Source organism: Turicibacter sp. H121, assembly GCF_001543345.1.
Classification (GTDB): Bacteria; Bacillota_I; Bacilli_A; order MOL361; family Turicibacteraceae; genus Turicibacter; species Turicibacter bilis.
In genome coordinates, this window is sequence record NZ_CP013476.1 from 1700458 (window position 1) to 1714337 (window position 13880).

The window sequence follows — 13880 nt, forward strand, 5'->3', positions numbered from 1 at the left end:
CATTTTATGTTCAATCAGTTCGTATAATGTAAGTAGGAGGGATAGGATGGAAGAGATAATAAAGGAAATTATTTCAGAATATAAGAAACTTGATGAAGTGGAGGCCATTACATTAGCTGGTTCACGAGCAGCAGGCCGAAATGATCAGCATTCTGATATTGATCTGGATTTATTTATTACATGCCCAATTTCAATTGAGAAACGTCGTAGCATCGCATTAAAATTTGCTGATCAAATGGAAATTGGAAATGAGTTTTTTGGAAGTTCTGATGAATATATTTTAAGAGATTTTAACATTGATATAGATATTTGTCTATTTAATTTAGAAGACATTGTGAATAACCTTCATTCGGTGATGAATGAGTATCATGCTAGTACAGGGTATACAACTTGTTTTGTTCATAATGTTGTTAATGCTAAGCTTTTATATGATCGTAATGGCTTACTCAAACAGTTACAAAAAGAGTATCATCGACGCTATCCACATCAACTCAAACAAAATATTATTAACATGAATTATCCGATTTTAAGAGATGCTTTTTCATCTTACTATCATCAAGTCGAAAAGGCGATTAAGCGACAAGATTTAAATAGTCTGAATCACCGAGTGACTGCATTTTTAGCTAGCTATTATGATATTATATTCGCAATTAATGAAATGCTGCATCCGGGTGAGAAACGATTACTGTCAATTATTGAGCATTCTTGTCCTATTTATCCACCTGACGCTCAGAAACAAATTGAGCAATTAATTAGAAATATAGGAATTAATGATGAAGTTGTATTAAAGACAATGAATCAGTTAGTAGATGAACTACAAAACATGTTACCCAATGAATTGTTAGATAATAGACAGTAATGAAGATGCAAAAAAAGAAGCTTCTATTAGGAGAGAGCTTCTTTTTTTATTAAAGGCTTTAGCCTGTTGAGCTCGCGAAGCGTGCGAAACATAAAACCACCTGCTATGCGGGTGGGAAATAAGGGTTATACCACTAAAAAATCACCTTTCTTCCTATAATAGAGTTGTTCAGGCTACTATTTTAGAAGAGAAAGGTGATTTTTATGGCCAATAAGGCAAATAGTTTATCTCACACAAAGTGGATGTGTAAGTATCACATTGTGTTTACTCCTAAGTATAGACGAAAAATAATTTATAATCAATATAAAACCAGTATAAGAGATATATTAAAACAATTATGTGCCTACAAAGGAGTAGAAATAATAGAAGGACATCTGATGCTAGATCATGTCCATATGTTAGTAAGTATCCCACCAAAAATAAGTGTCTCAAGTTTCATGGGATATTTGAAGGGGAAAAGTGCATTGATGATTTTTGATAAACATGCAAATTTAAAATATAAATTTGGAAATAGACACTTTTGGGCCGAAGGATATTACGTAAGTACAGTTGGATTAAATGAAGCAACGATTAAGAAATATATACAGGAACAAGAAAGCCATGATATAGCCATGGATAAATGAAGTGTAAAAGAATATGAAGACCCTTTTAAAGGGTAGCTAGCCATACGAAAACTCCTTTAGGAGTAAGCAAAAGCGGCAAAGGCAAGTAGCTTGAACAAAGTGAAAGCTAGCGCCTTGAGACGCTAGCCGGTAACAAGGGCTTATAGCCCTAGTGAAAACCACCCGTTTGACGGGTGGTTTTTATTAATTAATTGCTTGAAGGTTATTTAAGCTCTCCCCATACCACCAGGACCACCCATACCATTATTTAAATTTCCATTGCTTGTGATAGAGCTTGAGATAGTTAAGGTCGCTACATTTGAGCCCCCACTATATGATCCGCCTTTGTATAAGCCATCTATTTCTGTTCCAGTTGAAGTACCACCCGTTGAAATCGTGTATGTTTCACCTGTTTTAAATTCAGGAGAACTAATCATAATAACTTGTGATGATTTAGAAGGTGCATAAGTAATCAAATCTGTTCCCGTACTGTCTTGAATATTAACCAATGTATGACTTGAAGTATTACTGCTCACGACGATTGTATTTTGGCTAGATGATGAACTTGGGGTTTGAAGCATAGCATTACTTCCGGATGCAATTAATAATCCCCCACTAATATTAAACGTTGCGTCATAGTCTAATGCACCATTTCCGCCATCAGTTGGTCCATCAACAATAACGGTTCCACCTGACATTTCAATCGATCCATTTGCATCAAGTCCATCACCAGAAGCATTGACATAGACATATCCACCATTAAAGTAAATCATACCTGAAGTCGATGAGAAGTTATTTTGTCCAGGACGTCCATTCATGGCAGAACCATCATTTCCACCCGCTGCATTAATTCCATCATCACTTGCGATGAGATGAATTGTTCCATCGTTTATCGTAATCGTTGTACTTTCTAATCCTTCATATGATTTTGTAATATCGATTGTTCCACCATTAATGTCTAGTGTTGTATCCGCATGAATCCCATCATCGCCACTAGCTATAGTGAATGATCCACCATTAATGACGATACTATCGTTTGTATGAATTGAATCATCGGAAGAGTCAATATTAAAGCTTCCATCTTCAACCGTTAAGTTAACACCTGCTTTTAATGCTTTTGCACTTGTTGTTTCTTCACTACTAGAAGATGAAGTTTGAGCATGTCCGGGTATTCCCCAAACGCCCCAACTCGATGATTTCGAACTACTGTTTTCACTACCACCACCTGTTTCGATAGTAAAAGTTCCACCATTAATTAATAAATCTGTTTCAGCTTGAATACCATCACCTGTTGCAGTTAGATTAAAGGTTCCATTATTGATTGTAATCCATCCTTTAGTTGTATCTGTTGTATTATCTGATTTAATAGCGTCACCACCGCTGTTAATCACAAAGGTTCCGTTATCAATTTCAATAGAATCTTTTCCTTTTAATCCATTGTTAACAGCGTTAATTGTAATATCTCCATTTTTGATATCTAAGTCATCTTTACTCGCTATTCCATTGTTATAGTTTGCATTCACAATTAAAGAACCTGTTCCATTAATTTTTAAATCATCTTTGCTAAAAATAGCGGCATTTGGTTCATCCACTGTTGCATCTTCATAAACATATGATTCTGCATCCGTTATGACACTTTCTGTTCCTTCAACTAATGTTAAAGTCGTTTTATCAGCATTCATAACGTAAATAGGAGCACTTGTTGAAGACGTTAAATGAACACCATTTAATAAGATTTCAACTTGATCTAAATCACCGGCATTCACAATAACTTGCCCGTCATCTAGTGTTCCACTTAAACTATAAGTCCCGCCTTGAGTGATAGTGACTATGTTTTCATCGACTGTCACACCAGTTCCATTGACTGTAATACTTGATCCAAATTCAATCGTTGTATCGGCAGCTGAATGATCTTGATTCGTTGATTCAACGATATTTTCTTGTATTGCCTCATCAGAGGTGTTAGGTTGCTGCTTAGAGCACCCGATTAATGTACTATAAATTGATAAAGCTGAAATGAAAAAAGTCAGTTGCTTTTTCATTGTAAACGCCTCCTGTTTAATTTTCTCTCTTTTTTTGATTTTTAATATAAAGAAGATAAGACAAACCTAGGTAGAAAACGCCTAAATGATAGCTTTTAGGAATGGGGACACGATCTCTACGCTAATGATTGCCTTATCTGAGATTAATATAACAAGTGATTCTTAAAATATCCTTAAATTTCTAAAGGTAATGAAAGTAACATGCTTTATAAATGATATTAAAAAACAGACATTTAACCATACCTATCTAACATCATGAAATGTATTATATTCGGCTCAGGACTTATAATGACAATAGATAAAAAGGAAAGAAGAAGGTGTAGATGTGAAACGAAATAAAATGGATTATGTTCAATATGTTGGAGGTATTGTGTTATTAACACTAGGGGTTGCTTTTAGTTCAAAGGCAGGATTAGGAACAGGATCGTTAGACTCTATTAACTTTGCTTTAGCTGATCGTACAGGATTAAATTTATCGATTATTATTCTTCTCATGGCGTTTGTGGCTATTATAATTTCAACAGTTATTCGTCGTGGAAAACCGAATTTCAAACCATTAATGACTGCTATATTTATGGCGATTTTTACTGAGGGATGGGTAAAAGTCGTAGATATGATTACTGTAGATACAATTGTTCATCAAATTATTATTTTTACTGTAGCCATTTTTTGTGCTTCGGTTGGAATTGCTATTTATTTAAGACCGAAATTTCCAGCTAATCCAAATGATGATATTACCGTTGCTTTAAATGAGGTTTTTAAACTGAAAATTGGGACGGCTAAACTTTTAATTGATCTAATAGCTATTATTATAGCTCTATTATTAAAAGGACCAATTGGAATTGGAACTATTTTAATGACGGTATTAATAGGACCAGCTGTGAATCTAGCTAATTCATTAATTGATAAATGTGCTTCGTCTTCAAATGAAAAAAGTGTAGTCTAGCTACACTTTTTTCATTTGAAGACGAAAATCTGTTGGAGATAATGATTTAATTTTCTTAAATGATTTTGAAAAAGCAAGTGAATCATTATATCCACAAGATCGAGAAATATCAGCAACTGAAAGATTAGTTTCAACTAGTAACTGAGCCGCTTTCGTAATACGGAATTGAATTAAAAATTGTTGGGGAGACATTCCTAAATATTTTTGAAATAATGATGTTAAATACGTACGATTTAAACATAAATAATTAGAAATATCACTTACTTTAATATAGTTAGAATAGTTATTTTGAATAAATTCGATCGCTTTACTAATATAATGATTTTCATTTTTATGCTCGGTTGTTACTTTAATATCTGATGACTCGGCTAACTTAGCTAAAAATAAATATAATAATCCTTGATATTTTAATTCATTAGCTTGAGTTAAACTATTATAACTTAGCATTTGTGTCACATAGTCTTTGAGTTCCTCACAGTGTTCATATTGGCGAACTAATCGATCGTCACAAAAACCTGCTGCCTCTAAATATTTCTGAGCCATTTCCCCATCAAAACCAACCCAAACATAAGTCCAAGGGTCATCTTTATCTGCTTGGTAAAAAGTGAGTTCATTTGGCCGAATTAAAAAACATTCATTTTCCTTTACTTCATAACAATTATCATTTAAATAATAATTTCCTTTTCCTTTAATAACGAAGTGAAGTAAATAATTAGGTCGAATGGCAGGACCAAATGAGTGAGAAGGTTCGCAATCATGAATTCCACAAAAACATAAATATAAATCACGAAAATGTTTATGGTTAACTTCTAAACTAATATGTGACATAAAAATATCCCCCAATGCCTTATGTATGTTATTATAACACATTTGAAAGCGCATAAAAAACATCTATTCTTTATAAATACAAACTTTTTTAGCATAAATAATTCCTATTTCATGGATGAAGCTTAGGATCGTTTTAGGACCGACAAACTTAAAGCTTTCTTTTTTTAAAGCATTAGAAATCATCGTAGCAAATTGTAATGGCGATAATAAATGAGCGTCTATATCATAATTTAACGTTTGATTCTTACTAAACTGCCATAAGTAAGTCGAAAAGCTTTGATAATTATTTTGAAGACGGATGATTTGGTTCGCATTATGAATGATTGCGCGTATCTTTCCTTCATGGCGAATCATATTTTTGTTATTTAATAACTCTAAGATTTTAGACTCATCATATTGAGCGATTTTTTTAATATTAAATTGATCAAAAGCTTTTTCTATCTCACGTTTTTTATTAGCAATCACTTTTTCATTGAGCCCTGTTTGTAAAATTTTATAACAAAGAACTCTGAATAGCTGCTCATCATCATAAATTGGAGTTCCAAATGATGATTCACGATATAATTGATACAATTCTTTTTTACATCCTGTACATTGACGCATAAATATCACCTAGTTTGATTTTCTCTTATTATCTTCAATTTGATGAAAATGAATGTCTCTGAAGTTTGAGGTAAGGATAAATTGGAACGAAAGAGTAGTAAAGATAGTAGTTTTAGGAATGTATTTTAATAAAGATTGATTTTTGGAAGAAAAATCTATAATGAATGTATTTTGATGAGAATTTGAGAATACTAATATTGGTTTCATTAAGTTGAAACAATTGTTGAGATTTAAAGGAGGTATTTAAGATGTCTACCTATAATAAATCAACTCATCAAGAAGAGTTTGGTGAAGAAGTTGTCAAAGGTACCGAACATGTTGCACATAAAATGGCACATGAAGTCAAAGACATAGCAGAAGATGTTGAACACGGAGCAAAAAAAGTGGCTCATGGTGTGGAAAATGTAGCTAAAGATGTGGAATATGGTGCGAATAAAGCAGTTCATGCAACAGCACATGGAGTTAAAAACGTTGCAGAAGATATTGCTCATGGTGCTAAAAAAGTAGTTAATGGTGCAGAAGATGTGGCAGAAGATGTGGCTCATGGTATTGCTAAAGGAATGAAAAATGTTGCTGAGGGCACTGAAAAAGTAATCCATGAAACAGCAGAAGGTATTGAACATGTCGGTGAAAAAATTGAACATGGAGCAAAAAAAATTGTTGATAAAGCAAAAGAATTTGTTGATGAAATCCGACACCCAAATGATCATCTTGAACAATAGTAAAAAAGGCTATCGCAAAGCGGTAGCCTTTTACTTTTATCGTAAAAATAGTGATTTTTTCTGATAAAAAATCTATTTTAGTAAAATGAACGTAACTATTCAGCCTAGTAGAAAAGAGTATCACAAAAAGGAGTGCTCATTTAGTGAAGTACTCCTTGTGAATGTTATGAAAATTGAATCGTATTTCCCATTAAAATGGTTTCAATACTTTCGATAATATTTAATCCTTGCTTTTGACAAGTAGAGATGAAACCTCTGATTCGGGCGAAACAATGAGCACCTTTTTCTGTTCGGAAACATCCGGATATTTTTTGTTTAGTTTTAGTCATTCATTGCCCATCAAAGGTAGATACCTTTCTTTCAGAAAGGATGGGGACCCTATCCCTCTCAGCTAAATTATTATCAAACGGAACTTCAACTTGATACAGAAATTCTAATACTTCTTCTTGTCGTTTCGATAAACGATTGAGTAATCGAACGGAATCCGTATTCTTTTCATGCAGTTTTAAAGGATTCTCACGGTAACCCTCTTCGATGATTTGTTGGTATCGTTTCTCAAACTCCTGTATTTTAGATAAGGGTAAAGGATATTCCGTCTCTTCTGAATAAGTTTTAGCTTCAAGTAATAATTTCGTCATGTTTTTTGCCCACTGTTGGTTCTCAAAATCGATGATTCCTTTAAACTCTCTTAAATGATGAACGTTACATAAAGCATGCGTACAATCATCATATTTAAAATACGGGGTCCAATGGTCATGGATGACGGTTCCTTTGAAAGAGGGAAGAATGCCATTGGCTTCAATGGCTTGAGAGCCACGCTTTTCATGAACAAAGTAATGCGTGAATTTTTGATTTGAAGTCACGTGAAGCCAGTGTCTCTTTCCATTGACATAACAGCCTGTTTCATCTAACTGAAGATGATTTGATGCCAAAAGATTTTCTTTGATTGAAGCTTCAGTCGTTTCTAATAACTCATCACATCGTTTCGTCATATTCACCAGTGTTCCTTGGCTGATGGTCGCTTTGAAAATATCTTGAGTCAATTGTTTCAGACGGTTGAAAGGAATCAATTGATAGTGACTGAAATAAGTTAATACACTTGTTAAATGTGGCCCATATTGTGTCGGTTGTGTGACATGTTTCGGAAATAGTCCTTCATTTTTAAAGTGACAGTTAGGACATACTTTAATTTGGGATTGATGCTCAGTCACTTGAAGCCTTAAGCTCGGTAAATCAAAAACTTGACGTCGAATCGTTTTTTGAGGTTCAACGTTTTCTAAACAACACCCACACCCTTGGCAAGTTTTCGGATGATGTGTGACGACAAGATCCGGATCTTTTACCATTTTTAAGGTTGAACCTTGATGCCCGACTTGACCACCCGTTTTTTTATTTGAAGGTTGACGCAAACTTTTTGTCTTTTTAAAACCATCGGTTGACGGAGGTAAGCTACTATTTTGACTGGTTTGATTTGATTGTTTTTCAAGTTTCTTAAGGCGAGCATCTAAATCTGAAACAGTCTGAGATAACTTCAGAGATTTGAGTGGAAAGTCCTTGAACTAAACTAATAACGGATTGAATCCCCTCCTGATAAACTTTGATGATTTCAGATTCTGACATAAGATGACACCTTCTTCTAAAGTTGGAATAGTAAGGATATTATAACGTAAATCTTACAAATAGGTAAGTTATTCACGAGAGCTACATATCATTAACAAAAACACCAAGAAACGGAATTCGTTTACTTGGTGGCTGAATAGTTACAAATGAACTATAACTAAATTTTTTTCTTTAAAAATTTAAAGAGAGGGGGAAAATAAAAACCTGATGAATTCATCAGGTTTTTATTTTATTATTTAACAGCAGTCATGTGTGCAATGACTTCGATGACTTGAGGGGTAATGTAGAATAAAGCTGTTCCAATTACTAATCCTTTTGTTGCATCTTTTAACATTTGAATTTGTTTCATTTCAAATTCCTCCTTTGGTGTTTTTAATTAACCCCAAAGGTTTTACAGGCCTTCTTCCTATAAAACGCATATTGCGTTTAAACAAGAAAAATAAACAGAGCCTAGTGGCCGCGTTTTCTCATTAAGGTGAGAAATTAGCCTTCATATTGGTTTCTGTGAAGAGTTTTATCTCATCATTTATGTTTGCAATCTGAGCTCTATTTATGAAAAAGCGCTCGTAATTAACTTATATGGTAATTACTTTCTTTTTGTGAATGCTTCGGCGATCATCATTACCGACGATGATCTTAACAACACATAAAGAACAGTACGTGGAAATTGTTCTTTTCCTTCAACCTCGAAACATTCCTTGTCTTAACGCAAGGGGTTGAGTGAATAGAATATCATGTTTTGATAGATTAAACAATATAAAAAATGAAAAAATTATAATTTGGCTAAAATAGAAATTCCATCCATGATGAAATGATCAATCATGGTTGCCATTTCAGTTGAACTCATATCCATTCCATTATTAAACCACTGTTCAGTTACCCCTAAAACACCATTTAAAACGAATGATAAAAAGTAACAGTAATGAGGACGTGAAGTGTCCTTATAAATCATATTCATTAAATCAAGTCCCATTGTTTTAATTAAATATTGAAGTTTATTGAGAAAAATTCCTTCTGATTGTGAGTGTAATAAAACTTCAAATAAGTCACGGTTATCTTCAATATATGAGAATAATTCATCTAATAATTCATAACAGGATGGCATATTGATTTTGCATCGATAATCTAGCATCATCTCTTCAATGGCTTGTAATGTTTCGTCTTCAATTTTAGAAAGGAGATCGTAGATATCAACATAATGTAAATAAAAGGTTCCTCGATTTAAGTCTGCTCGTTCTGTGATATCTTTAACGGTGATATCTTTAAATGGTTTTTCGTGCATCAACTCAATTAAGCTTTGTTTAATTAATTGCTTTGTGCGACGTACACGGCGATCTTCTAATTTCATGCTTCAATCCTTCCTCCCAATAATATTAATCAACAGATTCTGCCTTATTGTTGATTAATCGACACGAAAATGAACATTGAGTATTGTATCTCACTTTGAAGTCCATCATAATAGAGTTAATGATAAAAGTCAATCAACAAAGAGGAGTGGGTGAGATGAAGAACTATATTACTTTTAAAGATGTAAAGAAAGTTTATAAGATGGGCGAGGTTGAGATTGAAGCCTTAAGTGGTGTTAATTTTTCAATCGATAAAGGTGAATTCGTCGTTGTTGCTGGAGCCAGCGGAGCCGGTAAAAGTACGGTACTTAATATTTTAGGTGGAATGGACACTGCAAGTAGTGGGACAATTTCAGTCGGTGGGAATGAGATAAGTAATTATAATAATAAAGAGTTAATCACTTATCGTCGTCATGATATTGGATTCGTTTTTCAGTTCTATAACTTAGTTCAAAACTTAACCGCGATTGAGAATGTCGAGTTAGCAACACAAATTTGTGAAAATCCATTAGATGTGCATGAAGTATTAGAAGCAGTTGGGCTTGGTCATCGTAAAAATAATTTCCCCGCACAAATGTCAGGTGGAGAACAACAACGTGTCGCAATTGCACGGGCACTCGCTAAAAATCCAAAATTATTACTGTGTGATGAACCAACAGGTGCATTAGACTATAATACCGGGAAAGCAATTTTGAAATTATTACAGGATACATGTCGTAATATGGGGATGACCGTTGTGATGATTACCCATAACTTAGCCATCGCACCAATGGGAGATAAAGTAATCCATGTTCGAAATGGAAAAGTCTCAAGTATTGAAATCAATGAAAATCCAACTCCAGTCGAAAGGATTGAGTGGTAATCATGAGTAAGAGTTTAACAAAAGATACCATTCGTGATATTAAGAAATCGATAGGTCGTTTCTTATCTATTCTCATGATTTGTGCCTTAGGGGTTGCCTTTTTCGTGGGAATTAAATCATCACCGCTATCTATGGAAAAGACGGTTGATCAATATTATGATGACTATAATATGATGGATTTAAGACTTGTTTCAACCTTTGGTTTTACACAAGAAGATGTCAATGCCCTTGCCAAGTTAGAAGGAATTGAAGGGATTTTTCCAACTTATTCACAAGATGTATTAACGAACTATCATAATCAAGAGTTAGTTTTAAAAGTTCATGCATTGCCAATTGACTTAAGTTTAGATGATCCGAATTATATTAATCAAGTCCGTGTCATTGAAGGGCGACTACCTGAGAAATCAGGAGAGGCGGTTGTTGAACGAAATGCCTATTTTGAATCAATCGAGATTGGTTCAACCATTACCCTTGAATCAGGAACAGACACAGCATTAAGTGATAACTTGAAAACAACAGAATATACTGTTGTCGGAATTGTTGAGACGCCCTATTATTTATCATTTGATAAAGGAAGTACGACAATCGGAAATGGTGAGATCTCAAGTTTCATTATGATTCCACAGGAAGATTTTAAATTAGATATTTATACTGAAATCTTTGTCACAGCAAGTGATGTTTTAGCACTTGATACATTTAGTAAGAAATATGAGGAGGCACTGAAACCACTTATTTCTTCTATTGAAACATTAGCAGATACGCAAACTCAAAAACGTTACGATGAAGTTTTTACTGAGGCTAATGAGGAATTAGATAAAAATCGTCAAGAATATGAAGAGAAAAAATCAGAGGCTTTAGAACAATTACAAAAAGCTGCTAATGAGTTAGAGGAAGCTAAAACAACGATTGAGTCAGGAAAATCGGAACTTGCTTTAAAGAAAGCAGAATTTGAACAAACCATTGCTGACGCTAAAAAACAAATCGCCAATGGAGAAGCGCAGTTAATAAAAGGTGAAACTGAATTTAATCAAGCTTATAATGAGTTTTATGCCAATAAGGAGAGTGCTTGGGCAAAAATTGAGGAAGCCAAACAAGAAATTAGTCAACGTGAAGAACAATTAAATCAATTAAAAACAGCCATTGATCAAATGAAAGCTAGTTTAGAAAGTCCGATGCTTACTGAAGAACAAAAGGCTGGTATTCAGGCTCAATTAACGCCACTTGAAGAACAGTATCAAAGTGGAATAACTGCGTTAGCAGCTGGAAAAGCAGAACTTGAGCAAAATGAACAAGCTTTAATTAACGGGGAACAACAGTTGTTGACAACGAAGCAAACACTTGTGGCTTCTCGTCAGGAATTAAATACGCAAAAAGCTAATCTTGAAGATGAAATAGCTAAAGCGAATCAACAATTTGACAAGGCTGAAGCGGAGCTTACAAAAGGAGAAGCTGACTTAGCTGAAGGTCAGAAACAGTATGAGGAAGCTAAAGCAGAGGCTGAAGCAGGATTTGCCGAAGCTGAAGAAAAGTTAGCTGATGCCAAGCAACAGATTGAAGATATTGCTCATCCTGAATGGTATGTTTTAGACCGTAATAAACATTATTCTTTTGTTGATTATAAAGGAGCAGCTGAAAGTATCCATGCTATTTCTCAAGTGTTTCCAGTTTTCTTCTTTATGGTTGCTGCGCTCGTTTGTTTAACAACGATGACACGAATGGTTGATGAGCAACGAATGAATATTGGAACGTTAAAAGCATTAGGATATGGTAAGTGGAAAATTGCTTCTAAGTTTTTAATTTATGCTGGTTTAGCAAGTGTAACCGGAAGTATCATTGGAGCAGTTGTTGGGAACTATGTTTTTCCAACTGTTGTAATTGATGCGTATTCAATGATGTATGTGTTACCAGAAACGATTATTGTCTTTAGTTGGTCACTTATTTTAACAGCATTGTTAATTGCAGTTGGAGTCACAACCTTATCAGCTTATTTTGCTGTCAATTCAGAACTTGTTGAAACCCCATCTATCTTAATGAGGCCAAAAGCTCCAAAAGAGGGGAAACGTATTTTCCTTGAACGTATTCCATTTATTTGGAATCGCCTGAGCTTTATTGGAAAGGTAACGGTTCGAAATATTTTCCGTTATAAAAAACGTTTCTTTATGACAGTGTTTGGAATTGCAGGATGTACAGCTCTATTATTAACAGGATTTGGTCTAAAAGACTCGATTCGTACGATTGTGGATAAACAATTTGGAACGTTATTCCTATATGATATGACATTAACGTTTAATCGTGAAAGTACGGAAGAGGATCAAGCTAATGTAGTAAGCTCTTTAAACAAGGATGAACGCATTGTCGGGTCACTTTTAACAACGAGTGAAAATGGTAAACTATTGGCCAACGATGAAGAAAAAGATATTACGATTTTTATTCCTGAGAATTTGGATGACTTAAGTCAGTTTATTCATTTCCAAAATCGTAAAACAGCGATGGATTTTAGTTTAACTGATGAAGGAGCTATTTTGACAGAAAAGATAGCCAAACAGTTAAATGTTAAAGTTGGCGATCACATTACACTTGAAAATGCTGATGGAAAAAAAGTCGAGGTTTTAATTTCAGGAATTACTGAGAACTATATTTCTCATTACATTTATTTATCAAAATCATATTATGAGCAATTATTTGATAAACAATTAAGCTTTAATCAGTTAGTTGCTATTTCTTCTCTAGAGGATGAGGCTATACAATCTGATCTTTCAAGTGAGCTAATGGCTTTAGAGGAAGTCAGCGGTATTAGTTGGGTTTCAACGTTAAAATCAAGCTTTAATGATATGATTCACAACTTGAACTACGTCATTATCTTATTGATTGTCTCAGCTGGAGCTTTAGCTTTTGTCGTATTATACAACTTAACGAATGTCAACATTTCTGAGCGTATGCGCGAAATTGCCACAATTAAAGTGTTAGGATTTTATGATAATGAAGTATCTGCTTATATTTATCGTGAGAACATTATTTTAACCTTAATTGGAACGTTCGTTGGGCTTGGATTAGGGGTGTTGCTACATCTATTTGTTATGACAACAGTTGAAATGGATATGATGATGTTTGGTCGCCAAATTCGTGGATTAAGTTATGTGTATGCAGCGGGATTAACCTTTGTATTTGCTGCACTTGTTAACTTCGCGATGTATTATAAATTAAAACGAGTAGAAATGGTTGAGTCCCTAAAATCAGTGGATTAATTGAATAAGAAAGAGAGCTTATAAAAATATAGGCTCTCTTTTTTATGCCGACTAATTTTATCGAACTATTTTGCCGGTATATAATACAATTTATCTGTTTTTGGAAAGAAAACGTATTAAATCCAATTGATTGTAGTTTTATCAGCATAATTGTTTATTAAGAACATAAACTTTTCATATAAACAGACAAAGGGATAGTTAATAG

At 33.9% G+C, this 13880-nt stretch carries 12 protein-coding genes and 1 pseudogene; 6 read left to right on the top strand and 7 right to left on the bottom strand.

Annotated elements, in window-relative coordinates:
* Nucleotides 1-46 precede the first annotated feature (46 nt).
* Together AT726_RS08180 and tnpA are read left to right on the top strand one after the other, a co-directional pair.
* Complete coding sequence (locus AT726_RS08180) at nucleotides 47-859, top strand: DUF4037 domain-containing protein (protein ID WP_068759373.1); 813 nt, start codon at nucleotides 47-49, stop codon at nucleotides 857-859.
* Nucleotides 860-1062: 203 nt separating this feature from the next.
* Nucleotides 1063-1482, top strand: coding sequence for an IS200/IS605 family transposase (gene tnpA, locus AT726_RS08185; RefSeq protein ID WP_068759374.1), 420 nt, complete (start codon nucleotides 1063-1065; stop codon nucleotides 1480-1482).
* A gap of 206 nt (nucleotides 1483-1688) precedes the next feature.
* Here tnpA and AT726_RS08190 read toward each other — a convergent pair whose 3' ends face one another.
* The gene (locus AT726_RS08190; protein ID WP_068759375.1) at nucleotides 1689-3503 is read right to left on the bottom strand and encodes a carbohydrate-binding domain-containing protein; all 1815 of its coding nucleotides are present in this window, start codon (nucleotides 3501-3503) and stop codon (nucleotides 1689-1691) included.
* Between the two features lie 325 nt (nucleotides 3504-3828).
* Between AT726_RS08190 and AT726_RS08195 the strand changes: the two genes are divergently transcribed.
* Nucleotides 3829-4449 carry a YczE/YyaS/YitT family protein gene (locus AT726_RS08195; RefSeq protein ID WP_055277411.1) on the top strand — a complete coding sequence of 207 codons (621 nt, stop codon included), beginning with the start codon at nucleotides 3829-3831 and terminating at the stop codon, nucleotides 4447-4449.
* On the opposite strand, the gene AT726_RS08200 is transcribed toward AT726_RS08195, so the two are convergent.
* Both AT726_RS08200 and AT726_RS08205 read right to left on the bottom strand, forming a co-directional pair.
* Nucleotides 4450-5277, bottom strand: a complete 828-nt coding sequence (locus AT726_RS08200; RefSeq protein WP_055245165.1) for an AraC family transcriptional regulator — start codon at nucleotides 5275-5277, stop codon at nucleotides 4450-4452. It lies immediately after the preceding gene.
* A gap of 63 nt (nucleotides 5278-5340) precedes the next feature.
* Nucleotides 5341-5880, bottom strand: a complete 540-nt coding sequence (locus AT726_RS08205) for a DNA-3-methyladenine glycosylase I (protein ID WP_055245167.1) — start codon at nucleotides 5878-5880, stop codon at nucleotides 5341-5343.
* 248 nt (nucleotides 5881-6128) lie between these two features.
* On the opposite strand from AT726_RS08205, the gene AT726_RS08210 reads away from it, so the two are divergent.
* Nucleotides 6129-6602 (top strand): hypothetical protein, encoded by a 474-nt coding sequence (locus AT726_RS08210; protein ID WP_055277460.1) that lies wholly within the window; start codon nucleotides 6129-6131, stop codon nucleotides 6600-6602.
* Nucleotides 6603-6766: 164 nt separating this feature from the next.
* On the opposite strand, the gene AT726_RS12845 is transcribed toward AT726_RS08210, so the two are convergent.
* From AT726_RS12845 to AT726_RS08220, 4 genes and pseudogenes are all read right to left on the bottom strand, one after another.
* Nucleotides 6767-6931 carry a hypothetical protein gene (locus AT726_RS12845; protein WP_158508542.1) on the bottom strand — a complete coding sequence of 55 codons (165 nt, stop codon included), beginning with the start codon at nucleotides 6929-6931 and terminating at the stop codon, nucleotides 6767-6769.
* Nucleotides 6932-8011 (bottom strand): IS66 family transposase, encoded by a 1080-nt coding sequence (gene tnpC / locus AT726_RS08215; RefSeq protein ID WP_068759376.1) that lies wholly within the window; start codon nucleotides 8009-8011, stop codon nucleotides 6932-6934.
* A 3-nt stretch (nucleotides 8012-8014) separates the two neighbouring features.
* Nucleotides 8015-8137 (bottom strand): annotated as a pseudogene (locus tag AT726_RS13610) (DUF6444 domain-containing protein); the annotation flags it as partial.
* A gap of 857 nt (nucleotides 8138-8994) precedes the next feature.
* Nucleotides 8995-9570 (bottom strand): TetR/AcrR family transcriptional regulator, encoded by a 576-nt coding sequence (locus AT726_RS08220; protein ID WP_055245097.1) that lies wholly within the window; start codon nucleotides 9568-9570, stop codon nucleotides 8995-8997.
* Nucleotides 9571-9725: 155 nt separating this feature from the next.
* Here AT726_RS08220 and AT726_RS08225 point away from each other — a divergent pair, with 155 nt between their 5' ends.
* A complete protein-coding gene (locus AT726_RS08225) occupies nucleotides 9726-10430 on the top strand; it encodes an ABC transporter ATP-binding protein (RefSeq protein ID WP_055245095.1) in 705 nt (234 codons plus the stop codon).
* A 2-nt stretch (nucleotides 10431-10432) separates the two neighbouring features.
* Entirely contained in the window at nucleotides 10433-13675 is a 3243-nt protein-coding gene (locus AT726_RS08230; protein WP_237297039.1) for an FtsX-like permease family protein, read from the top strand.
* Nucleotides 13676-13880: the final 205 nt, after the last annotated feature.

What these genes read in the sequence shown, in the direction of transcription:
- AT726_RS08200 (WP_055245165.1), bottom strand. Translation starts at nt 5,277, where the DNA reads ATGTCACATATTAGTTTAGAAGTTAACCATAAACATTTTCGTGATTTA.
- AT726_RS08225 (WP_055245095.1), top strand. Translation starts at nt 9,726, where the DNA reads ATGAAGAACTATATTACTTTTAAAGATGTAAAGAAAGTTTATAAGATG.
- AT726_RS08205 (WP_055245167.1), bottom strand. Translation starts at nt 5,880, where the DNA reads ATGCGTCAATGTACAGGATGTAAAAAAGAATTGTATCAATTATATCGT.
- AT726_RS12845 (WP_158508542.1), bottom strand. Translation starts at nt 6,931, where the DNA reads ATGACTAAAACTAAACAAAAAATATCCGGATGTTTCCGAACAGAAAAA.
- AT726_RS08180 (WP_068759373.1), top strand. Translation starts at nt 47, where the DNA reads ATGGAAGAGATAATAAAGGAAATTATTTCAGAATATAAGAAACTTGAT.
- tnpA (WP_068759374.1), top strand. Translation starts at nt 1,063, where the DNA reads ATGGCCAATAAGGCAAATAGTTTATCTCACACAAAGTGGATGTGTAAG.
- AT726_RS08230 (WP_237297039.1), top strand. Translation starts at nt 10,433, where the DNA reads ATGAGTAAGAGTTTAACAAAAGATACCATTCGTGATATTAAGAAATCG.
- AT726_RS08190 (WP_068759375.1), bottom strand. Translation starts at nt 3,503, where the DNA reads ATGAAAAAGCAACTGACTTTTTTCATTTCAGCTTTATCAATTTATAGT.
- AT726_RS08220 (WP_055245097.1), bottom strand. Translation starts at nt 9,570, where the DNA reads ATGAAATTAGAAGATCGCCGTGTACGTCGCACAAAGCAATTAATTAAA.
- AT726_RS08210 (WP_055277460.1), top strand. Translation starts at nt 6,129, where the DNA reads ATGTCTACCTATAATAAATCAACTCATCAAGAAGAGTTTGGTGAAGAA.